The organism is Desulfovibrio sp. Fe33 (genome assembly GCF_028532725.1).
In the GTDB taxonomy this organism is placed as follows: domain Bacteria; phylum Desulfobacterota; class Desulfovibrionia; order Desulfovibrionales; family Desulfovibrionaceae; genus Pseudodesulfovibrio.
The window spans coordinates 310592-330484 of record NZ_JAQKGU010000001.1 but is presented as its reverse complement, the minus strand read 5'-3'; the positions used below and the strand labels follow the sequence as shown (position 1 = coordinate 330484).

At 62.3% G+C, this 19893-nt stretch carries 19 protein-coding genes; 15 read left to right on the top strand and 4 right to left on the bottom strand.

All coding sequences use genetic code 11. The annotated features are described in order from the left end of the window. Nucleotides 1–196 precede the first annotated feature (196 nt). From PSN43_RS01575 to metW, 9 genes are all read left to right on the top strand, one after another. Nucleotides 197–640 carry a DMT family transporter gene (locus PSN43_RS01575; protein WP_272698959.1) on the top strand — a complete coding sequence of 148 codons (444 nt, stop codon included), beginning with the start codon at nt 197–199 and terminating at the stop codon, nt 638–640. A gap of 12 nt (nt 641–652) precedes the next feature. Next, the gene (locus PSN43_RS01570; protein WP_272698958.1) at nt 653–1516 is read left to right on the top strand and encodes a UbiA-like polyprenyltransferase; all 864 of its coding nucleotides are present in this window, start codon (nt 653–655) and stop codon (nt 1514–1516) included. Nucleotides 1517–1539: 23 nt separating this feature from the next. Beyond that, nucleotides 1540–2925 (top strand): mechanosensitive ion channel family protein, encoded by a 1386-nt coding sequence (locus PSN43_RS01565; RefSeq protein ID WP_272698957.1) that lies wholly within the window; start codon nt 1540–1542, stop codon nt 2923–2925. A 3-nt stretch (nt 2926–2928) separates the two neighbouring features. Next, nucleotides 2929–3330, top strand: coding sequence for a rhodanese-like domain-containing protein (locus PSN43_RS01560; RefSeq protein WP_272698956.1), 402 nt, complete (start codon nt 2929–2931; stop codon nt 3328–3330). Beyond that, nucleotides 3327–3734, top strand: a complete 408-nt coding sequence (gene fosX / locus PSN43_RS01555) for a FosX/FosE/FosI family fosfomycin resistance hydrolase (protein ID WP_442874856.1) — start codon at nt 3327–3329, stop codon at nt 3732–3734. The genes PSN43_RS01560 and fosX overlap by 4 nt, the downstream gene beginning before the upstream one ends. A gap of 100 nt (nt 3735–3834) precedes the next feature. Next, nucleotides 3835–4596: an urease accessory protein UreH domain-containing protein gene (locus PSN43_RS01550; RefSeq protein ID WP_272698955.1), complete on the top strand. Its 762-nt coding sequence runs from the start codon at nt 3835–3837 to the stop codon at nt 4594–4596. 13 nt (nt 4597–4609) lie between these two features. Beyond that, complete coding sequence (locus PSN43_RS01545) at nt 4610–5020, top strand: MarR family winged helix-turn-helix transcriptional regulator (RefSeq protein WP_272698954.1); 411 nt, start codon at nt 4610–4612, stop codon at nt 5018–5020. 79 nt (nt 5021–5099) lie between these two features. Then, nucleotides 5100–6287: a homoserine O-acetyltransferase MetX gene (gene metX, locus PSN43_RS01540; protein ID WP_272698953.1), complete on the top strand. Its 1188-nt coding sequence runs from the start codon at nt 5100–5102 to the stop codon at nt 6285–6287. Beyond that, nucleotides 6277–6879 (top strand): methionine biosynthesis protein MetW, encoded by a 603-nt coding sequence (gene metW, locus PSN43_RS01535; protein WP_272698952.1) that lies wholly within the window; start codon nt 6277–6279, stop codon nt 6877–6879. The genes metX and metW overlap by 11 nt, the downstream gene beginning before the upstream one ends. A 210-nt stretch (nt 6880–7089) precedes the next feature. Here the strand turns inward: metW and PSN43_RS01530 are convergent, their stop codons facing one another. From PSN43_RS01530 to PSN43_RS01520, 3 genes are all read right to left on the bottom strand, one after another. Next, complete coding sequence (locus PSN43_RS01530) at nt 7090–8361, bottom strand: glycosyltransferase (RefSeq protein WP_272698951.1); 1272 nt, start codon at nt 8359–8361, stop codon at nt 7090–7092. Between the two features lies 1 nt (nt 8362). Beyond that, the gene (locus PSN43_RS01525) at nt 8363–9526 is read right to left on the bottom strand and encodes a glycosyltransferase family protein (protein ID WP_272698950.1); all 1164 of its coding nucleotides are present in this window, start codon (nt 9524–9526) and stop codon (nt 8363–8365) included. Nucleotides 9527–9648: 122 nt separating this feature from the next. Next, the gene (locus tag PSN43_RS01520; RefSeq protein WP_272698949.1) at nt 9649–10719 is read right to left on the bottom strand and encodes a radical SAM protein; all 1071 of its coding nucleotides are present in this window, start codon (nt 10717–10719) and stop codon (nt 9649–9651) included. Nucleotides 10720–10852: 133 nt separating this feature from the next. On the opposite strand from PSN43_RS01520, the gene PSN43_RS01515 reads away from it, so the two are divergent. The 5 genes from PSN43_RS01515 to selD all read left to right on the top strand — a co-directional run bounded on the left by PSN43_RS01515 (nt 10853) and on the right by selD (nt 15424). Continuing rightward, nucleotides 10853–11632 carry a polysaccharide deacetylase family protein gene (locus tag PSN43_RS01515; protein WP_272698948.1) on the top strand — a complete coding sequence of 260 codons (780 nt, stop codon included), beginning with the start codon at nt 10853–10855 and terminating at the stop codon, nt 11630–11632. 117 nt (nt 11633–11749) lie between these two features. Continuing rightward, nucleotides 11750–12607 (top strand): GNAT family N-acetyltransferase, encoded by an 858-nt coding sequence (locus tag PSN43_RS01510; RefSeq protein WP_272698947.1) that lies wholly within the window; start codon nt 11750–11752, stop codon nt 12605–12607. A 43-nt stretch (nt 12608–12650) separates the two neighbouring features. After that, nucleotides 12651–13229: a WbuC family cupin fold metalloprotein gene (locus tag PSN43_RS01505; protein ID WP_272698946.1), complete on the top strand. Its 579-nt coding sequence runs from the start codon at nt 12651–12653 to the stop codon at nt 13227–13229. A gap of 73 nt (nt 13230–13302) precedes the next feature. Then, on the top strand, nt 13303–14214 hold the full coding sequence (locus tag PSN43_RS01500) for a DMT family transporter (protein ID WP_272698945.1): 912 nt from the start codon (nt 13303–13305) through the stop codon (nt 14212–14214). A 160-nt stretch (nt 14215–14374) separates the two neighbouring features. Beyond that, nucleotides 14375–15424 carry a selenide, water dikinase SelD gene (gene selD / locus PSN43_RS01495; RefSeq protein WP_272698944.1) on the top strand — a complete coding sequence of 350 codons (1050 nt, stop codon included), beginning with the start codon at nt 14375–14377 and terminating at the stop codon, nt 15422–15424. Here the strand turns inward: selD and PSN43_RS01490 are convergent. Beyond that, nucleotides 15421–18516, bottom strand: coding sequence for a PAS domain-containing hybrid sensor histidine kinase/response regulator (locus PSN43_RS01490; protein WP_272698943.1), 3096 nt, complete (start codon nt 18514–18516; stop codon nt 15421–15423). The genes selD and PSN43_RS01490 overlap by 4 nt on opposite strands. 174 nt (nt 18517–18690) lie before the next feature. Between PSN43_RS01490 and rocD the strand changes: the two genes are divergently transcribed. Next, nucleotides 18691–19890, top strand: a complete 1200-nt coding sequence (gene rocD, locus PSN43_RS01485; protein ID WP_272698942.1) for an ornithine--oxo-acid transaminase — start codon at nt 18691–18693, stop codon at nt 19888–19890. The last annotated feature ends 3 nt before the right edge of the window (nt 19891–19893 follow it).

Here is a 19893-nt window from a genome sequence, read left to right as displayed (position 1 = left end):
AGTTCGAGTTGATCCTTCCTAGACCCTATGTCCGATCCATGGGTGGCGTTCCGGTGACGTCCTTTCGACATTTACGTGCAAACGATACGAGTGAAATCGTGGACTCCGCAGGCAAAGGCCGTTACAATTCCGGACGGATGCGTATATAGTCTTGATTTGTTCTTGATAAAATCCAGACAAAGGAACGGGTGATTCCATGAAAATCGTGTATATATTGTTTGCTTTGCTGGCGGGAGCCCTGATGCCGGTTCAGGCGGGCATCAACCTCAGGCTTCGCGGTTCCCTGGGCGACCCGGTATGGGCCGCGGCGGTCTCTTTCGGCGTCGGCACGCTGGTCCTGTGCGGCTATCTGCTGGCCATGCGCGCGCCCGTTCCTTCCCTGGCCATGGCCGGGTCGGCCCCCGCATGGGCCTGGACCGGCGGCGCGCTGGGAGCGTTTTTCGTTTTCGCGACCATCGTCCTGGCCGGGCAGATCGGCGCCACGTCGATGATGGCCTGGCTCCTGGCCGGTCAGCTCACGGCCGCCCTGATGCTGGACCATTACGGGCTGCTCAGTTATCAGGTGCATACCGTGTCCTGGCCCCGCATCCTGGGAGTCGTCCTGCTTCTGGCCGGGGCCATGCTGGTCAACAAGTATTAGAGAGGAAAGACGATGAGTTTCGCCAAGAATCTGGCTTTGGTCTGCCGGATGATAAAGATCGAGCATTCGGTCTTCGCCCTGCCTTTCGCCTACATGGGCGCGTTCCTGGCCGCCCGGGGGTGGCCCGGGCTGTACAACATGATCGTTCTGACCGTGGCCATGGTGGCCGTGCGCTCCTTCGCCATGGCCTTCAACCGCTACGCCGACCTGGACATCGATCGTGAAAACCCGCGCACGCAGAAGCGCGAGCTGGTCACGGGCGAGTTGTCCACCCGCTTCACCCTGGTCTTCATCGCGGCCACGGCTGTGGTTTTCGTGGTCGCCTGCGGACTGATGAACTCGCTGTGCCTCAAGCTGTCGCCCGTGGCCCTGGTCATGGCCGCGTCCTACAGCTTCTGCAAGCGGTTCACCTACTGGTGCCATTTCGTGCTAGGCACGGTTCTCGGCCTCGCGCCCGTGGCTGGCTGGATTTGCGTGGAGCCGGTCATTTCCCTGCCCTCGGTGCTGCTTTTCTGCGGCGTGACCCTGTGGGTGGCCGGGTTCGACCTGCTTTACGCCAGTCAGGACGCGGAGTTCGACCGCAAACGCGAACTTTATTCCATTCCGGCCAGGCTGGGCATTCCGGCGGCGTTGGGCATCTCGACACTGAGCCACGCGGCTGCGGCCGCCTTTTTCCTGCTCGCGGGCTGGGCTGCCGGTCTCGGCGGGGTTTATTTCACGGTCGCCGCCCTGGTGGGCGTGACCCTCATGGCCGAGCACCTGCTGGTCAAACCCGACGACATGAGCCGCGTGAATGTGGCCTTCTTCACCATGAACGGGGTCATCTCGGTGGTCCTGTTCGTCGCCACGGTGGTTGACCTGGCTGTCGGGAGTTGATGACGGGCGACGAGGAGGCGCGAATGAAGGAACAGCTTGAACCGGTACTGAGCAAGCTTTCGGAAGCTTATCGATTCCTGGATGGATGGCTGCGCGCCAATGTCCTGACCTGGCAGACCGCCGTTCAGTGGGGCGCCGCCCTGGCGGCCCTGCTCCTGGCCATGGCCGTTTGGCGGGCCGTCCGGCCGGGCCTCGTCCGATGGCGGGAAAGACTGAGCGGCAACCCGCTGGGCCGCGCTCTCCTTGTGGCCCTGGAGAGCACCGGCTGGATATTCCTGTTCATCGCGCTGGTCCAGGCGGGGGCCGGGGCGTTTCAATTGTTGGGACACACGCCCTGGGTGCTGGACGCGGTGAGCCAGCTCGCCGCGGCCGGGATAGCGCTTCGGCTGCTGTCATTCGCCATGCCCAACAGGGCTCTGGCCCGGTCCACGGCCACCGTGGTCTGGATTTTCGTCTCGCTGCAAATCCTCGGCCTGCTCACTCCCCTGACATCCTTTCTGGCAAAACTGTCCTTCTCCCTGGGCGGTACACAGTTCACCGCTTTGGGCGCGCTCAAGGGACTGGTCCTGGCCGTGGTCCTGCTTCAGGCCGCGTCCATGCTGTCGCGTTTCGCGGCAGGGCGGATAGGCAGCCTGAAAGGCGTTTCCCCTTCGGGCCAGGAGTTGCTCGGCAAAACGGTCAAGGTGGTCCTGTTCACCCTGGCCGTGCTTCTCGCCTTGTCCGGCATGGGCATCGACCTGACCAGCCTGGCCATCTTCTCCAGCGCGCTCGGCGTGGGCATCGGCTTCGGCCTGCAAACCATCATTTCCAACTACGTGGCGGGGGTCATCCTGCTCATGGACCGTTCCATCAAGCCGGGCGACACCATTGAGGTCGGCGGGGTGTATGGCGTGGTCAGCGGGGTGTATGGCCGCTTCTCATCGGTCAAGACCCGCGACGGCAAGGAATACCTCATCCCCAACGAGCACTTCGTTACCAACGAGGTCATCAACTGGACCTATTCGGACTCGGATGTGCGGCTGCGCATTCCGGTGGGCATCTCCTACGGTTCGGATGTGAACAAGGCCATGAGCCTCATGGAGGAGTCCACCAAGGGGCTCAAGCGCATCCTGGCTTCGCCGCAGCCGCGCGCCCTGCTCATGGAGTTCGGGGACAGCTCGGTCAATCTGGAACTGCGCTGCTGGATAGCGGATGCTGCCGACGGGGTGTCCAACATCAAGAGCGACGTCCTGCTGCGCATCTGGAATTCCTTCCACGAGAACGGCATCGAATTCCCTTTCCCGCAACGCGATGTGTTGCTCAAACCCGGCTCGGCCATCAACGTGACCGTGGGGCGGGACGGGGAGCGCGGCTTCGGGTCCGCGACACCCGGCGATTCGCCGGAGAGGTCTGGCGAGGGCGGGGAATAGCCCATGCGCATTCTGGCCGCCGTGCTCGTCGTTCTCGCTGTTTTGATTCTGTGGGAAGCGGGCTGGTGGCTGCTCCGCGGCGTGCGCCCCATGAGTCCCTGGGGATTGCGCCGGGCCTTGCGCGGGGATTCCGCCCCGACCGTTCTCGATGTGCGAACTCCGGCGGAGTATAAGCTCTTCCACATTCCCGGCGCGGTCAACCTGCCGTATCCGTTCACCTCCGAAGCCCTGGCCTCCGCCATCGGCGATCCTTCCCGGCCTGTGGTCGTGGTCTGCATGACCGGCCACCGCTCTCCGCCCTCCGCGCTTCATTTGCGCCGCGACGGCTACAGCGACGTCAAAAACCTCACCTGGGGCATGTCCGCCTGGAAGCTCTTCGGCGGCGTTACGGAGTCGGGGGAATGATCGAGGGACTGAGCCATATCACCTTCATCGTGCGCGACCTGGACCGCATGGAGGCGTTCCTGCGGGCGATCTTCGACGCCGAGCGGGTCTATGACAGCGGGGAGGACACGCATTCCCTTTCCCGCGAGCGGTTCTTCGTCATCGGCGGGGTCTGGGTGGCCGTCATGGAGGGCGATCCGCTGGAGTGCAAAACCTACAACCACGTTGCCTTCAAGATTCCGGACAGCGAGTTCGAAACCTATGAGCGGCGCGTGTGCGAATACGGCCTAGACGTCCGCGCGGGCCGCTCCCGCATCGCGGGGGAGGGCCGCTCTCTCTACTTCCACGATCACGACAATCATCTTTTCGAGCTGCACACCGGCACCCTGGGCGATCGGCTGACCGCCTATTCCCGCCCGGACTGAGCGGCGTTCCGTCCTCCTATTTTGCCTTGACATTCAAACTAAACCGTCGATAGAAAGTTTGAAAGTCAAACAATCACTCCCTCGGCAAACAGGACGGACAATGCAATTCGACTCCATATTCCAGGTGGCCCTGCAATCGAGCGTGTTTCTCGGGCTGGTGCACGGGATCAACCCGTGCGGCCATTCCTGGCTCGTTCTGGCTCCGTTCGTGTACGGCGAGAAGCGCGGGGGGCGGGTTCTTGCCCTGACCCTCTCCTTTATCGCCGGAACCTCTTTGGCCTGTCTTCTCATCGGCCTGACGCTCGGCTCGGTCTCCCTGGCCATCCCCGAGTCGTTCGCGCTGTACGTGGATGTGGCCACGTTCGCGGTCCTGCTCGTTCTGGGGCTGATCCTGATTGTCCGGCCGCATCTGCTGCACAGCCACGATCACGGCCATGACCACGATCACGCTCATGACCGGGACGATCACGGCGGCCACGGGCACGATCACGATCATCACCACCACGACCACGATGATCGCGGCCGCGTCTGCGGCGGCCGGGCCTGCGCGCCGTCGGCCAGGTCCATGACCGCCTGGGGGTTGTTCGCCATCGGGTTCGTGAACATGATCGTGCCGTGCCCGACCGTGGCGCTCATGTACACCTATGCGCTCGACTCGGGCAGCGTGCTCAAGGGCACGGCGGTCTTCGCGGTCTACGCCCTGAGCACCGGGCTGACGTTGGGCGCGGTCATCTACGCCATCTACAAGGCCGCCGGGCTGATGCGCGCCCTGACCCGGGACTGGGTGGAATCGGCGGTCATGCGTGCGGCCGGGTTCATGACCATCGCCTTTGGTGCCTACAGCCTGTACGCGTCCATCTAGGGGAGGAAACGGAATGGTCGAAAGAATCAATCACGCCATCGTGGAGTTTTTCGAGAAGCTCTCGTCCTGGGAGCACGATGTGGTCCGGGAAAAGGGCATGACCCTGCCGCAGATGCACACCCTGGAGGTGCTGGGCATCCACGGTTCTATGCGCATGAAGGAGCTGGCCGAGGCCATGGGCGTCACCACCGGCACCCTGACCGTGCTGGTGGACCGCCTCGAAGACAAGGAATGCGTTCGCCGGGTTCCTCACGACACGGACCGCCGGTCCATCAACGTGGAGCTCGCCGAACGGGGCCGCGTCCTGTTCGAGGAGCATGACCGCCTTCACCTCCGCCTCACCGAGGAGCTGCTGGCCGGTTGCCCATCCGAGGACCGCGAGGCTCTCCTGCGCTGCCTGGCCTCCATGAACGCGCAGTTCTAAGTCCTGCCCATCCCTCTCATAAGGCATCGCGATGGGTGCGCCATTGACCGCACCCGTTACCTGCCTTACTTTCTTCGCCATGAGTGAATATGTCGATCAGATTGAGACCGGCGAGAGCGTGGGGCTGGTGGAGAAGCGTTTCTTCACCTTCGGCGGGGACGAACCCCTTGAGCTTGAGTCCGGGCGCAGGCTCGGACCGGTGACGCTGGCCTACGAGACCTGCGGAACCCTCAATGCGGACAAGACCAACGCCATCCTGGTCTGCCACGCCCTGACCGGCGATTCCCATGTGGCCGGGGTCTACTCCGGGAACGATCCCAAGCCCGGCTGGTGGAGCCTCATGGTCGGGCCGGGCAAGCCCATAGACACCGACAAGTATTTCGTCATCTGTTCCAACGTCATCGGCGGGTGCATGGGTTCCACGGGGCCCACGTCCGCGGACCCCGCGACCGGACGGCCCTACGGCGCGTCCTTTCCCGTCGTCACCATCGGCGACATGGTCCGCGCGCAACGGCGTCTCGTCGACTCCTTCGGCATCGATACGCTGCTGGCCGTGGTCGGCGGCTCAGTGGGCGGTATGCAGGTCCTCGAATGGTCCGTGCGCTACCCGCATCGCGTTCACGCGGCCATTCCCCTGGCCACCACCACCAAGCATTCGGCGCAGGCCATCGCCTTCAACGAGGTAGCCCGTCAGGCCATCATGGCCGATCCGAAATGGAACAGGGGCGACTATTACGAAACCGGCAGGCCCGAGCACGGGCTGGCCGTGGCCCGCATGGTCGGACACATCACCTATCTGTCCGATGAATCCATGCGCCACAAGTTCGACCGCAGGCTCCAGGACCGCGTGGAACTCTCCTTCGACTTCGAAGCCGACTTCCAGGTGGAGTCCTATCTGCGCTACCAGGGCAACAAGTTCGTGGACAGGTTCGACGCCAATTCGTTCCTCTATCTCACCAAGGCAGCCGATTATTTCAATCTCGAAAATCACTACGGCGACGGTTCGCTGGTGGCCGCCTTTTCCCGCGCCTCCTGCCGTTATCTCGTGGTTTCCTTCACCTCGGACTGGCTTTACCCCACCTATCAGTCCAAGAACATGGTCAAGGCCATGAAGAAAAACGGCCTCGACGTCTCCTTCTGCGAGATCGAAGCCCCCTGGGGACACGACGCCTTCCTGTTGCCCAACAAACGTCTCAGCGACCTGCTCGCCGGGTTCCTCAACAAGATATGCCTGCATTGCCGGATCGGAGTCCACGATGAGATATGATCTTCAAGTCATCGCCTCATGGATCGAGCCGGGCAGCCGCGTTCTCGACCTCGGCTGCCGGACCGGATCGCTCCTCGCGCATCTTGCCGATGAAAAAGCCATCGTCGGCACCGGCATCGAGATCGACGAGGATGCGGCGGGCCGCGCCATCGCCAAGGGGCTTTCCGTCATCCACGGCGACATCTACGAGGAAATCGAGGACTATCCCGACAACGCCTTCGACTACGTCATCCTCTCCCAGGCCCTCATGCAGGTCCTCGATCCCGAGACCCTGATTCGCGAAATGCTCCGCGTCGGAAGACTCGGCATCGTCTCGTTCCCGAATTTCACCCACTACAAGAACCGCTTCCAGATGTTCTTCACCGGACGCGCGCCCATGTCCAAGGAACTTCCCTACGAGTGGTACAACACCCCCAACATCCGGGTCATTCCCATCATCGACTTCCGCCGCTTCTGCAAGCACCTCGGCGTTCCCATCGTCAAGGAACTCGCCCTCTCCACGCATCATCACGATGAACAAGGCAAGGTCATCACCTTCCTCCCCAACCTGTTCGCCACCTTCGGCGTCTTCATGCTCGGCCAGGCCCGATAGGGGGCGTACTCTTTTTGAGGGGCCTCGCCGGCCGGGCGTCTCCGACGGCTAAAGAACCTTTTGAAAAAGGTTCTTTAGAATCTCCAAAACTTTTTGGTGCCGCTTCGCGGGGAGGGGCTGTGTCAGAGCGGGGCGCTCTTTTTTTCGCCAATTCGCATACCGGCACGACCGGCGGATGGGTGGTCTCTCGGAAGGAGGCCGCCGGGCTGGCTATTGCCCGCAGGGCACGTCGTGGCTTTTGTAGATTTCGCCGAGTCGGCGGATGAGGATCTTGTTGTTGAAGAGTGCGTGGGCCTGTTCCACGGCGGCAGGGATGATGGTTCGCCGCAAGTCGTTGTCGGTGAGGGCGCGCTGGATGATGTCGGCCAACGCCTTGGGGTCGTTGGACGGGCAGAGAAGGCCGGTTTGTTCGTGCGTGACGAGTTCGGGCACGCCGGACACGTCGGTGGCGGCCACGGGCACGCCGGTGGCCATGGCTTCGGCGACCACGTTGGGGATGCCGTCGCGGTCTCCGTCCTTGGCCTTTCGGCAGCCGAGGGTGAAGCAGTCGGCGGAGCCGAGAAGTTTGATGACCTCGTCGTGGGTTATGGTGCCGGGGAGCGTGGTGACGTCGTCGAGGCCGAGCCTGTGGACCAGGTCCTTGATTTTGCGGTTGAACTTGGCCTTGCCCTCGCCGACCAGCGTGTAGCGGAACTCGATGCCTCTGGCGCGCAGTTCGGCCAGGGCCTTGAGCACGGTGTCGAGGCCCTTCTTTTCCACGAACCGGGCGACGGTGAGGATGTGATAGGGCGGCGCGATTTCGGGCGAGCGTCCGTTGGGAGAGAAAAGGTCGAGATTGATGCCGTGATAGACGCAGTGAATGGGGTTGCCGTTGGCCACGTGTTCGCGGAGGTACTGTTCATTGTACCGGGTGCAGGTGACGACGAACTTGGCGCGTTTGACCTTGTCCTGTATGCGGCGCGGGTCCTGGGTGTAGATGTCCTTGGCGTGAGCGGTGAAGGAAAAAGGGATTCCGGCGAGACAGGCGGCGTACATGGTCACGGTGGTCGGAGTGTGGGCGAAATGGCCGTGCAGGTGGGCCAGGTCCACGCCGTCGTCGATGACGGATTTCTGCATGATGTACCCGGCCTGGAGCATGTGCTTGACCCAGGTGTGCTTTTTGGGGGCGAGCCGGAACCGTTTGGCCATGAGCTTGAGGCATTCGCGGTATCTTTCGGGCATCCGCAGGAAGAGGCGGATATTGTGATAGAGCAGGGTCGGCAGTCCCCAGATCATGGACGAGGGGAGGTAGGTGACGCCCGCCTTGATCCGTTTGACGGACTCGTGGGAAAAATTCTCGCGCGGGGCGCGCATGGAGTAGATGTGAATTTTGAAGCCCATCTCTTCGAGCAGGCGAATCTCGTTGGAGATGAAGGTTTCGGAAATGCGGGGGTAGCCCTTGAGCACCATGCCCAAGGTCTTGTTGTTGGAATGTTCGGGCATGTCAGCAGTTCTCTCGGAAGAATTGGAGACGTTCGCGCATGACGTCCAGGCCGGTCATGGCAAAGGATTCTAGGGCGGTGGTGTAGGAAGACGGGTCGTCAAGCAGGGCGTTGATCTTTTCGCGCATGGTTTCGGGCGAAATCTTGTCCCACGGGAGAAATTCGCAAAGCCCCTGTTTTTTGAAGACCTGTGCGCGGATGAGTTGCTCCTGGCGCGGGGTGTCGCGCGGGATGATGAGGGAGGGCTTCTTCAGGGAGAGGATTTCGCACATGGTGTTGTAGCCGCCCATGGAGACCACGAGGTCGGACTTGGCCATGCGTTTTTCCATGTTGCGCACGAAGGGCTTGAGCTGAACTTTGAGGGAACGGGCCCGGTCGGCCAGTTCGTCGAGCCGTTCGGGGGAGAGGAACGGGCCGGTTATCATGAGGGTGTTGAAATCGACGGAGCCGTTCGTCTCAAGCATCTTGAGGTAGGTGTCGAGAACCCTGTAGCCGTCGCCGCCCCCGCCGATGGTGACGATGATCTGCTTGTGCCTGCGTTTGGCCTTGCGGGTGCTGGGCACGAAGCGCGGGATGTATCCGGTGAAGACCGTCTTGGCGGCGATGTCGTCGGGGAAGGCGTATTCGGTGATGGGGTCGTACATGGATTTGGTGCCGTAGACCCATATCTCCGAGTAGAGGTCGCGCAGGACCTCGGGAAATTTTTTTCGTTTCCAGTCGGCGCGGGTGGATTCGGCGTCGTCCAGGATGTCGCGCAGGCCGAGGACCACCCGGGAACAGGGCAGTTTCTTGCGCATCCACTTGAGGGTGGGCAGAACCTCGCGTTTGAGCCCGGTGGGGACCTTGTCGACGATGAGCAGGTCGGGCTTGAAGCTTTTGGCGGTGGCCGAGATGATCTGGGTGCGGATGGAAATGGCGATCTTGGGGTCGACCTTGATGGAGTGGGGTACGTAGACGACGTTGGTCTTTTTTATCATGCCGGGGATGCGCACGAAGTCGATGCCCTTCGGCATGGAGTACCGGCCGACTATTGGGGAGCCCGTGACGATGAGGATGTTCACCTCCGGTCCGACCAGGTTCCGGGCGATGGCCATCGTGCGGCGGATGTGTCCCAGACCATAGGTGTCGTGGGAGTACATGAGGATGTTGTAGGCTTTTGATTCCATGGGCCTTCGCTAGTCACAAAACGCCGAACGGGTCGTCATTTCTATCAACGCATACACCGTATAGGGTTGTTTGAATGATGTCCAGAATCGGTCCAGGCCAATGATATATTTTTGGAAACCTGTTACGACGCGGCGTTGATGTCCAGGCAGATGCCGGGATCGATGCCGGGGGCACCGGATCGGGCCGTGTCCAGGTTCTCGGCGTAGAGCCCGTTGTCGGGCCGGGCTTGCGCGGCGCGTTCGAAATGCCGAACGGCCTCTTCCCTGTCGCCGCGCCGCCAGGCCAGCACGCCGAGATTGTTCTCGCCGCACGGGTTGCCCGGGGCCGTTTTTTCGGCTTGCCGGAAAGCCTCTTCGGATGCCTTGTTTTCGGCCACCACGGCAAACTGGACGCCTTCGACCAGGGCGGCCTGGGCGGAGGTCAGCCGCACATGGTCCAGCCCCCGGCAGGGGCACCGTTTCTTGGTGCAGGGCGGGAATCCTTCGTAGAGGCGCACCTCGTCCATGACATTGCCGAGGACGGTCTTGTCGCCCGGGCAGCGGAAAATGGTCCCGTCGGATTCCATGCGCAACAGCGTGCGGCCCGCCGAGCAGGGCAGCCCCTCGAAATTGAAGGCCACCTTTTTGCCCTGTTCCGGGTGGTCGGCGAAGATGGCCTGCGCCCGGTCGCCGTAGGCTTCGGGGTAGCGTCTTCCCTCGAAGGTCCCGCGGAAGGGGCGCGGGGTGATCTTGATGCCGTGGCTTCCGTAAAACTCCACGTCCTTGTGGAACCGCTCTTCCAGGGTGGGGTGGACCACGTAATTGACGATGATTTCGAAGCCCTTGTCCATCAGCAGGCGGGCGTTGCGGATGAAGGCGTCCACGCCCTTGATCCTCTCGCGCTCCTCGATGTGCAGGGCGACGTAAAGATTGTGGACCCGCGCGGGGTCGATGCGCTCCGTGAACTCGCGCACTTTGGAGGACGCCGACAGGTTGGTGTCGATGCCGATGATGTGGCTTTCAGTGAGGATTTCGCAGATATCGACGATACCGGGATAGATGAAGGGTTCGCCGCCGGTCAGTCCGACTTTCCAAGTCTCCCCGGTGGCGTCGAGAAAAGCCTTGATTCGCCGGGCGTCGAGAGTCTCCGTCACCGGGGAATTGTCGTGGGGGAAGTAGCAATATTCGCAACGGAAATTGCATTTCCGCGTCATGTTCCAAATTATGGAATTGCTGGGAACGATCATGGCAAATGAATCCTCCGGGGAAGGTCCTGCCATAATGTCGATAAAAATGCCAGCGCGGGTAGTGGCTTTTATTGCCAAGCTCTGTTACAAACATCGTCCCATGACAGTTGACTCTATGAACATGCTGCTGCGCGAGCTGGACGCCTGGAAGGACGCGGGAAAGACCGCCGAATTCTGGTGGCGCGACGACGACGCGGCCGAACCGACCGTGGCCCTGGACCGTCTTATCGCCTTGAGCGACCGGTTCGGCGTACCTTGCGGCCTGGCCACAGTTCCGGCCAAGGCGGGCGAACCCCTGCGCAAAACCGTGTCCCATGCCCACAATGTATGGGTGCTGCAACACGGCTTCGCTCATGTGAACCACGCCCCGTCGGGCGCGGGCGCGTGGGAGCTGGGCAACCATCGGCCCAAGTCCGTGATTCTGGAAGAGCTCAAGCAGGGCATGGGCAAGCTTACCCAGCTGTTCAAGACCCGGTTCGTGCCCGTGCTGGTTCCGCCGTGGAACCGCATCGATCCCGAGCTGCTCCCCTATCTGCCGGTAATGGGCTACCGGGGCCTGTCCTCCAGCTACAAGAAGCAACGGCCCGCCCCGCCCGCCGAGCTTCGCGTGGCGGATGCCTGCTGCGACGTGCTGCATTGGAAGGACAAGCCGCATGTGCGTTTCGCCGGAACGGAAAAGTGCCTGAAGTCTTTGGTGGAGCACCTGAAGGACAAGCGTACGGGCGAAATTCCCCCGGAAGAGCCCACCTGTCTGCTCACCCATCATATGGTTATGGACGCCGACGCCTGGGGTTTCGTCGAGGCCCTGTTCGAGGCGACCTCGGCCCATCCGGCCGCGAAGTGGCTCTCTCCGGCCGTCATCTGGCCCGCCAAGGGCTGATCCCGCACCCGCCTCAATCCGGTTTTCGCATCGTGGCACCAGGACGGTAGGTTTTTTCCTTGCGCACAACGTGCGAACGATCTACCGTCCCTTCGAACCATTTTCCAGAGGACTGCCATGACCGCTACACTGCGCCGGATGATGCCTGAGGATATTGATGCCGTCTGCACCTTGCTGCACGACCACATGAACCCGAATTTCACCCCGAAGCGATGGAAGGCCCTTTTTGCTCCGTCCTGGTGCGGAGCGGATCACGACATGGGCATCGTCGCCGAGGACAACGGACGCATTGTGGGCGTGCACGGCCATGTCTGCTCCTACCGCGTCATCGACGGCCACCGCGAGCGGTTTCGGAATTTCTCTTCCTGGTACATTCTCAAGGAGTACCGCAAGCAAGGTCTCGGCTCGGCCATGGTGGAGATGGCCACCTCCGATCCCGAGGTGACCTGCACGGTCTTTTCCCTGTCTCCCAAACGAATCGATTTCTTCAAGACCCTGGGCATGAACGTGCTTGAGGAGGAGCGCCTTCTGTGGCGCAAGACCGGCAAGCCTTACGAGAATCTCGAACTGGTCAGCGATCCGGTCAAGATCCGGCAGTGCTGCGATTTGGGCGACATCCGCGTCTTCGACGACCACCGCGAGCTGCCGGTTATCCCGGTCCTGGTCATGACCCGTTGCACCCAATGCCTGCTGTTCCTGTCCCGCGCGATCAAGCACGACGGCGTGATCTATTACGATGTACTCTACCGCTCCAACCCCGTCATGTTCACCGAGCGTATCCAGGATATCGCCGAGGCCCTGCTGCCGGACGACGAATGCGTTTTGGCCGCGGACCGGAGATTTCTGAACAGTGACGCCGGGGGCGAGGTGGAAACCATCAAGTGCCCGAGATTCTACAAATCCAAGCGGGTGCAGCCCCGGGACGTCGATCTGGCCTACTCCGAGATATCCCTGCTGGGACTCAAGCTCGATTAGCCGCCGCTCTTGCCCTGACCGGCCCGGCAGGGTACGAACGGGCATGAGTGAAGAAAAAAGCCACCCCACGGCCCTGGAAGCGCCTTCGGGCGACGTTGTGCCCCTGACCCTCAGCATGGTGGGGAAGCTGCTTGCGCAGTCGCAACACAGCCCACGCAAGCGGCTGCTCCAGAAGCTGCACAAGTCCCATGACGCTTCGGTGCATCGCATGTTCAACGCCATGCAGCCCGGTACTTACGTCATGCCGCACAGACACCTCGAACCGGCCAAGAACGAGACCATTCTGGTCATGGCCGGGTCCATGCTTTTCATTGAGTTCACGGATGACGGCGAGATAGCCGATCAAATCCTGCTCCAGCCGGGCACCGAAACCTTCGGTGTGGATGTGGCTCCGCATGTCTATCACACCTACCTTCCGCTCAAGGCGGACACCCTGGTCTTCGAATGCAAGACCGGGCCTTATCGCGAGGAATCGGACAAGAACGTGCCCGGCTGGGCCCCGCGCGAGGGAACACCGGAAGCCTCGGACTATCTGCTGGATCTGCTCAAGAGGGTGGCGGCCAAGGCCAACGCCGAGGCCGAGGCTGTCAAGGCGGAGCGGGGCGGAGAGCCCGATCAATAGTGGTTTCCCGGTCTTGCCGCCCGGCACCGAATACAGTACACGAGGGAAGTTTTTCCCGTAAGGAGACCTTCCCGTGAATACCCGCGCATTTCGCGCCGACGTCCTGCTTTTCATTACCGCCGCTATCTGGGGCCTGGCCTTCGTGGCCCAGCGCGTCGGCATGGAGCACGTCGGCCCCCTGACCTTCAACGGCATCCGTTTCGCCCTGGGCGCGCTCGCCCTGGTTCCTTTGACCATGACCATGGAGCGCAGGCGCGCTCCCGGCGCGGCCGTGGCCGATCGCAAACGCATGGCTGTGGGCGGGATATCCCTGGGCCTGGCCCTGTTCGTCGGGGCTTCCCTGCAACAGATCGGGCTGGCCGGTCCGCAATTGGCCGAGTTCGGCCTGGAGGCGTCCACCGCTGGCAAGGCCGGGTTCATCACCGGTCTGTACGTCGTGCTGGTGCCCATTTTCGGCCTGCTCCTGGCCCAGCGGCCCGGCTGGGGCACCTGGGTGGGTGCGGGATTGGCCGTGATCGGCATGTATCTCCTTTCCGTCACCGCCGACCTGTCCATCTCCTTCGGGGACATGCTCGTCCTCGTGGGCGCGTTTTTCTGGGCGGGGCATGTGCTGCTCGTGGGCAAGCTTTCCCCTGGGCTGGACGGAGTGGACGCCATCAAACTGTCCACCATCCAGTTCGCCGCCTGCGCGATCCTGTCCCTCATCGGGGCCGTGGCCACCGAGGAGATCACCGTATCGGGCGTCATCGGCGCGGGCCCGGCCATTCTGTACGGCGGTCTCATGTCCGTGGGCGTGGCCTACACCCTCCAGGTGGTCGCCCAGCGAGACGCCCAGCCCGCCCACGCGGCCATCATCCTCAGCCTGGAATCGGTGTTCGCCGCCGTGGGCGGATGGTTGATGCTCGGCGAGGTGCTCACCACCCGCGGGATGGTCGGTTGCGCCCTCATGTTGGGGGGCATGGTGTTGAGTCAGTTGAAGCCGTAGGCGCTGTCTTTACCGTCTTTTGGAAAGCGGAAGGCCGCCCCTTGGGGCGGCTTTTTTGTTTTTGATTAAGATGGGTGCTTCCTCGCGCACCTCCCCGCGAAGAAGCACCCCCTTCCCCTTCCCTCCACCATCTGATAAACAACGTCTCCAAGGAGAAACCATGGAAAAGTTGAAACTGGTCCAGATGGTCAAAGCCGCGGGCTGAGCGGCCAAGATCACTCCAGGGGACCTGGAGACAGCACTTTCGGGCCTCAAGGTCCGACCTGACGACCGCGTGCTCGCCGGAGGTCCCGGCGACAACGAGGACGCTGCCATATTGTCTTTTCCTCCGGGCAAGGCCCTGGTACAGACCGTGGATTTCTTCACCCCGGTGGTCAACGATCCCTACAAGTTCGGCCGCATAGCGGCGGCCAATGCCCTGTCCGACGTCTACGCCATGGGCGGCGAACCGTGGGCGACCATGAACATCGTCTGTTTCCCCGCGGACAAGCTGCCCATGTCGGTGCTGGCCGAAGTCCTGCGCGGGGGCAATGACGCCGTTGAGGAAGCGGGCGCGGTGCCCAGCGGCGGGCACAGCGTTGACGACCCAGAAATCAAGTACGGCCTGGCCGTGTCCGGAGCCGTGGACCCGGACCGGTTCGCCTCCAACCGGGGCGTCACGCCCGGCGACGTGCTGATCCTGACCAAACCCATCGGAACGGGCGTGCTGGCCACGGCGGTCAAGGGCGAGATGCCAGGCTGCGATGAAATGGAAGACCTGCTCTTCGAGACCTGCGGACGGCTGAACAAGACCGGCGGCATGATTATCCGCGAGCTCGGCCTGACCGGAGCCACGGACATCACCGGGTTCGGCCTGGGCGGCCACATGATCGAGCTGGCCGAGGCGAGCCGGGTGACGATGGAGCTGCGCATGAAGGACGTGCCGCTGCTGCCCGGCGCTCTGGACATGGCTTCCATGGGGCTTCTGCCCGCCGGGTCCATTTGCAACCGCAGGCATTACCTGCCGAAGGTCGATGTCGCCGACGGCCTCGACCCCATCCACTTCGATCTCATGTTCGACGCCCAGACATCGGGCGGACTCCTGCTGGCCGTGCCGCCGAAACTCGTGGATCGGGCGCTGTCCATGCTCGAAGCCGCCGGAGAGACCGGAGCCGTTGTGGGCCGCGCGCTGGCCTCGCTTCCGAAGGCCCGTCCCTTGTCCGTGGTCTAGGATTCGGCCAGGCCCAGAACCCGCTCGATTTCCCGTTTCAGGCCGTCGATCTCGAACGGTTTGGCCACATAGCCGTTCATGCCCGCCTCGATGAAGCGGTCGCGGTCTCCGTGCATGGCGTGGGCGGTCAGAGCGATGACCGGAATATCCAGCTCCAGGTCGTTGCGGATGACCTTCGTGGTGGCCACCCCGTCCAGCCCGGGCATCTGGATATCCGTCAGGAAAAGGTCGAACGTCCTCGCCCTCAGGATGTTGATGGCCTCCTCGCCGCTTCCCACACACTCGACCTGGTGGCCGAGTTTCTCCAGGATACGCTGAATGACCACGCGATTGACCCGCTCGTCTTCGGCCACCAGGATGGACAGGCCGTCCTCGGCCGATGTCTGGGAGGAGGAGTCCGCCGCACCGAAGAGCGGCTCCACGCTTCGGCTGTCGATCGTGAAATAGATGCTCGTTCCCACACCCTCTTCGGTGTCCACGCCGATAAATCCGCCCATAAGATGAACCAATCGACGGACAATGCCGAGTCCCAGGCCTGTCCCCTGATACTTTCGAGTCAACGAGCCGTCCACCTGGGTAAACGGGTCGAATACGGTATTCACCTTGTCGGCCGGAATGCCGATGCCCGTATCGGAAACCTCGAAGAGCAACCGGACGGGTTCACCGCTCTCGATCGGTTGAAGCGGCCAGGCGCGGACCTTGATGGACCCGGCCTCGGTAAACTTGACCGCATTGCCCACAAGGTTGAAGAGAATCTGACGCAACCGCCCCTTGTCGGCCATGAAATGCCGGGGCAGCGTCTCGTCGATTTCCCATATCATGGATACACCGCGCTCCTCCGCCGCGTGGCGGAAGGTGGAGACCACCTGGTCCAGGACCTCGCCCAGTTCGAAGGGGACCGGTTCCAGTTCCAGCTTGCCCGACTCCACCTTGGAGAGATCGAGAATGTCGTTGAGCACCTGGAGCAGGCTGCGCCCTGAATTGAGGGCCGTTTCCAGATAATCGCGTTGCAGGGGTTCGAGGCTGCTGAGCTGCATGAGCTGCAACATGCCGAGGAGGCCGTTGAGGGGCGTTCGGATTTCGTGGCTCATGTTGGCCAGGAATTCGTTTTTCGCCAGGCTGGCCGCCTCGGCCTTGGCCATGGCCTTTTCCAGCTCGGCGGCCATGGTCTTGAGCTCGGTGATGTCGGCGGCCATGTGCATGTGCACGAGCCTGCCCTCAAGCCAGCGGATGGCCCGGTCATGGTTGAGGTTCCAGTATTTCTGCCGCTCATAGTATCGTTCCGTGACCACGGTGCCCACCGGCTCGCCGTTTTCGTCCACCAGCTTCGGCTTGGGGCAATGGGGACACAGGCTGTCCAGGCCCCGGACGAGCTTGTGGCAGAGCATCCCTTCCTTGATGGGCCCGTAGCGGCTGGCCATCCTCGCGTTCATGAACAGAATCTCGTTGGTCGCGAAATCGGTCACGTAGATGTCCGCGCTGATCCCGTCCAAAATGGTCAGCAGCCGCTTATGAGCCCGCTTGACCTCGGTGATGTCCGCGATCATGGCGAACACCCCGAGCAGCCTGCCGTCCTCGGCCATGAGCGGCGTGGACGAGACCATGCCCCAGACCTCGGCCCCGTCCTGCCGCAGAAAACGCCGCTCGTACCGCTCGCGCTTGCCCGACAGGCGGAGCTTGGAACGCTTTTCGTTATCGTCCAGATCGGCGGTGGACAGGAAGTCGAGCAGGCTCCGGCCGATGAGATCCTCGACCTTGCAGCCGAAGAAGTCGGCCACGATCCTGTTGGCGTAGGTGACCATCTGACTTGCATCCAGGCCGAGTATGCCCTCGTTGGCCGTCTCCACGATGAGCCGGTACTGCTCCTGGGTCTTCTTGCGCGCCTCCTCGGCGAATCGCGCCTCGGTCACATCCCTTCCGTACACGGCGATGGCCGTGATCTCGCCGCCGTCCATCACGGGATAGATGACTCCGTCGAGGATTCTGCCGGACCAGACCACCTGCTCATTCAATGGCTTGCGCGACTCCACGACCCGTTGGAAGAATCCGTGGATCAGAGGCAGGAGGGGGTTGGGAATGAAATCGAAGACGCTCTGCCCGGCGGCCTTGCCGGCCAGGCCAAAAAACCTGGCCATGTTCCTGTTCATGGCCAGGACCGTGCCGTCCACCTTGAACAGGCCCACCGAATCCTCGGTGGCGTTTATCATGGCCTGAAGAAAATGCTCGCTGGTGCGAAGCCGCTCTTCGATCCGCTTGCGCTCGGTGATGTCCCGTGTGATGCCTATGTAGCCTTCCGGGACGCCGTCCGGCCTCAAGAGCCTCCGGGACATGGACTCGCCCCATATCCTGGCACCGTCCTTCTTCAGGAAACGCAATTCGAGCCGGATGGTCGGCGACGCGGCGGGCTGAAGCTTCATGGCTTCGTCGGCCTCTTCCCAGAGGGCCCAGCTCTTCTCCAGCGAATCGGAGCAGACGGCCTCTTCGGCCGGCATACCGATCATCTCCTCGGGCGTATATCCCCGGATGCGCTCCACGGACGGGCTGACGTAGGTGTACCGGCCCTCGTTGTCCATGGTCCAGATGATGTCGGCGGCGTTCTCCGCCAGAAAGCGATACCTCTCCAGGCTCTCGTCGCCCACGCTCGCGGCCTGGCGGAGGTTGGTGATGTCGCGAAAAAGCCCCCACAGGGCCACGGGCTTTCCCTCCCTGTCGCGCTGCGGACGGCAACTGACCCGAACCAGCAGTTTCCTGCCGTCGCTGGAGACCAGCCCTTTTTCGAAATCCCGGGACTCGCCGTCGGATGCGAGCATACCGAGGATCATCTCCTCCTCGCCCGCACGTTCGTTTTCGGGGGTGAAATCGAGAACGGTGCGGCCTATCACCTCGCTCCGCTCGTAGCCGATCAGGGAGCAGAAAGCGGCGTTGGCCTCGCGGATGACGCCGCAGAGATCGGTGCCGACCACCCCGTCGCCCAGGGCTCCGCAAAGCCCCACAAAACAGGCGGGATCGACGAACGGCTCGTCCCGGCAGCCGGAATAAGACGATTTCTCGGAGGGCCTGGAAACCCGTTCGCTCGGTTCAGGATCGATCATAGACTCGTTCCGTTTAGCTTTGTTTATTTTTTACTTTAACTCGTCATTTTTTTCCACTTGAAACAACATATTTATTCCAAGCCCGGGTTGAACACGCGGAAAATGAACGGTACGTTCCAAGAACCCTTCTCTCCGGAGCTGGGCTCACGAGAACCCCCAACCGCGAGGAACGCCATGCAATCAGACCGCTACATCCTGCTCGAAGACGAATTCGGCGCCCATAACTACAAGCCGCTCGACGTGGTCATCGAACGCGGCCGGGGCATCTGGGTGTGGGACGTGGACGGCAACAGGTACATGGACTGCCTGTCCGCCTACTCCGCCGTGAACCAGGGACACTGCCACCCGAAGATCAAACAGGCCCTCGTGGATCAGGCGGAAAAACTCACCCTGACCTCGCGCGCCTTCCGCAACGACCAGCTCGGCCCGCTCTACAAGGAGCTTTGCGACCTGACCCGTTCCCACAAGGTTCTGCCCATGAACTCCGGGGCCGAGGCCGTTGAGACCGCCATCAAGGCCGTCCGCAAATGGGGCTACCAGGTCAAGGGCGTGCCCGAGGACCGGGCCGAGATCATCGTCTGCCGCAACAACTTCCACGGCCGGACCATCTCCATCATCTCCTTTTCCACCGATCCCGTGTCCACCACCGGCTTCGGACCGTTCACCCCCGGCTTCAAGATCATCGACTTCGGCGACGCCGACGCCCTCGAAAAGGCGATCACCCCGAACACAGTGGCCTTCCTCGTCGAGCCCATACAAGGGGAAGCCGGGGTCATCATCCCGCCCGAGGGATACCTCAAGGACGTCCGGCGCATTTGCAGCGAAACGGGAATCGTGCTCATCCTGGACGAAATCCAGACCGGCCTCGGCCGCACCGGCAAGCTTCTGGCAGAGGAGCACGAAGGCGTCGAGGCCGACCTGACGCTTATCGGCAAGGCTCTGTCCGGCGGCTTCTACCCGGTCTCGGCCGTGCTTTCCAACACCGAGGTCCTCGGCGTGCTCAAGCCCGGCGAGCACGGTTCCACCTTTGGCGGCAACCCGCTGGCCTGCGCCGTGGCGCGCGCGGCCCTCAACGTCCTCACGGAAGAAGGTCTCATCGACAACGCCCGCGACATGGGTGAATACTTCATGGAAGGACTGAAACGGATCGACAACTCCAAGATCAGGGAAGTCCGGGGCAAGGGGCTGCTCATCGGCGTGGAGTTCCACCCCGACGCGGGCGGCGCGCGCCGGTATTGCGAACGGCTCAAGGAAGCCGGACTCCTGTGCAAGGAGACCCACGAGACCATCATCCGCTTCGCCCCGCCCCTGGTCATCGGCAGGGAGGACGTGGACTGGGCGCTTGAGCGCATAACGCCCGTGCTGTCCGAATAACGC

What these genes read in the sequence shown, in the direction of transcription:
- PSN43_RS01575 (WP_272698959.1), top strand. Translation starts at nt 197, where the DNA reads ATGAAAATCGTGTATATATTGTTTGCTTTGCTGGCGGGAGCCCTGATG.
- PSN43_RS01570 (WP_272698958.1), top strand. Translation starts at nt 653, where the DNA reads ATGAGTTTCGCCAAGAATCTGGCTTTGGTCTGCCGGATGATAAAGATC.
- PSN43_RS01565 (WP_272698957.1), top strand. Translation starts at nt 1,540, where the DNA reads ATGAAGGAACAGCTTGAACCGGTACTGAGCAAGCTTTCGGAAGCTTAT.
- PSN43_RS01560 (WP_272698956.1), top strand. Translation starts at nt 2,929, where the DNA reads ATGCGCATTCTGGCCGCCGTGCTCGTCGTTCTCGCTGTTTTGATTCTG.
- fosX (WP_442874856.1), top strand. Translation starts at nt 3,327, where the DNA reads ATGATCGAGGGACTGAGCCATATCACCTTCATCGTGCGCGACCTGGAC.
- PSN43_RS01550 (WP_272698955.1), top strand. Translation starts at nt 3,835, where the DNA reads ATGCAATTCGACTCCATATTCCAGGTGGCCCTGCAATCGAGCGTGTTT.
- PSN43_RS01545 (WP_272698954.1), top strand. Translation starts at nt 4,610, where the DNA reads ATGGTCGAAAGAATCAATCACGCCATCGTGGAGTTTTTCGAGAAGCTC.
- metX (WP_272698953.1), top strand. Translation starts at nt 5,100, where the DNA reads ATGAGTGAATATGTCGATCAGATTGAGACCGGCGAGAGCGTGGGGCTG.
- metW (WP_272698952.1), top strand. Translation starts at nt 6,277, where the DNA reads ATGAGATATGATCTTCAAGTCATCGCCTCATGGATCGAGCCGGGCAGC.
- PSN43_RS01530 (WP_272698951.1), bottom strand. Translation starts at nt 8,361, where the DNA reads ATGCCCGAACATTCCAACAACAAGACCTTGGGCATGGTGCTCAAGGGC.
- PSN43_RS01525 (WP_272698950.1), bottom strand. Translation starts at nt 9,526, where the DNA reads ATGGAATCAAAAGCCTACAACATCCTCATGTACTCCCACGACACCTAT.
- PSN43_RS01520 (WP_272698949.1), bottom strand. Translation starts at nt 10,719, where the DNA reads ATGACGCGGAAATGCAATTTCCGTTGCGAATATTGCTACTTCCCCCAC.
- PSN43_RS01515 (WP_272698948.1), top strand. Translation starts at nt 10,853, where the DNA reads ATGACAGTTGACTCTATGAACATGCTGCTGCGCGAGCTGGACGCCTGG.
- PSN43_RS01510 (WP_272698947.1), top strand. Translation starts at nt 11,750, where the DNA reads ATGACCGCTACACTGCGCCGGATGATGCCTGAGGATATTGATGCCGTC.
- PSN43_RS01505 (WP_272698946.1), top strand. Translation starts at nt 12,651, where the DNA reads ATGAGTGAAGAAAAAAGCCACCCCACGGCCCTGGAAGCGCCTTCGGGC.
- PSN43_RS01490 (WP_272698943.1), bottom strand. Translation starts at nt 18,516, where the DNA reads ATGATCGATCCTGAACCGAGCGAACGGGTTTCCAGGCCCTCCGAGAAA.
- rocD (WP_272698942.1), top strand. Translation starts at nt 18,691, where the DNA reads ATGCAATCAGACCGCTACATCCTGCTCGAAGACGAATTCGGCGCCCAT.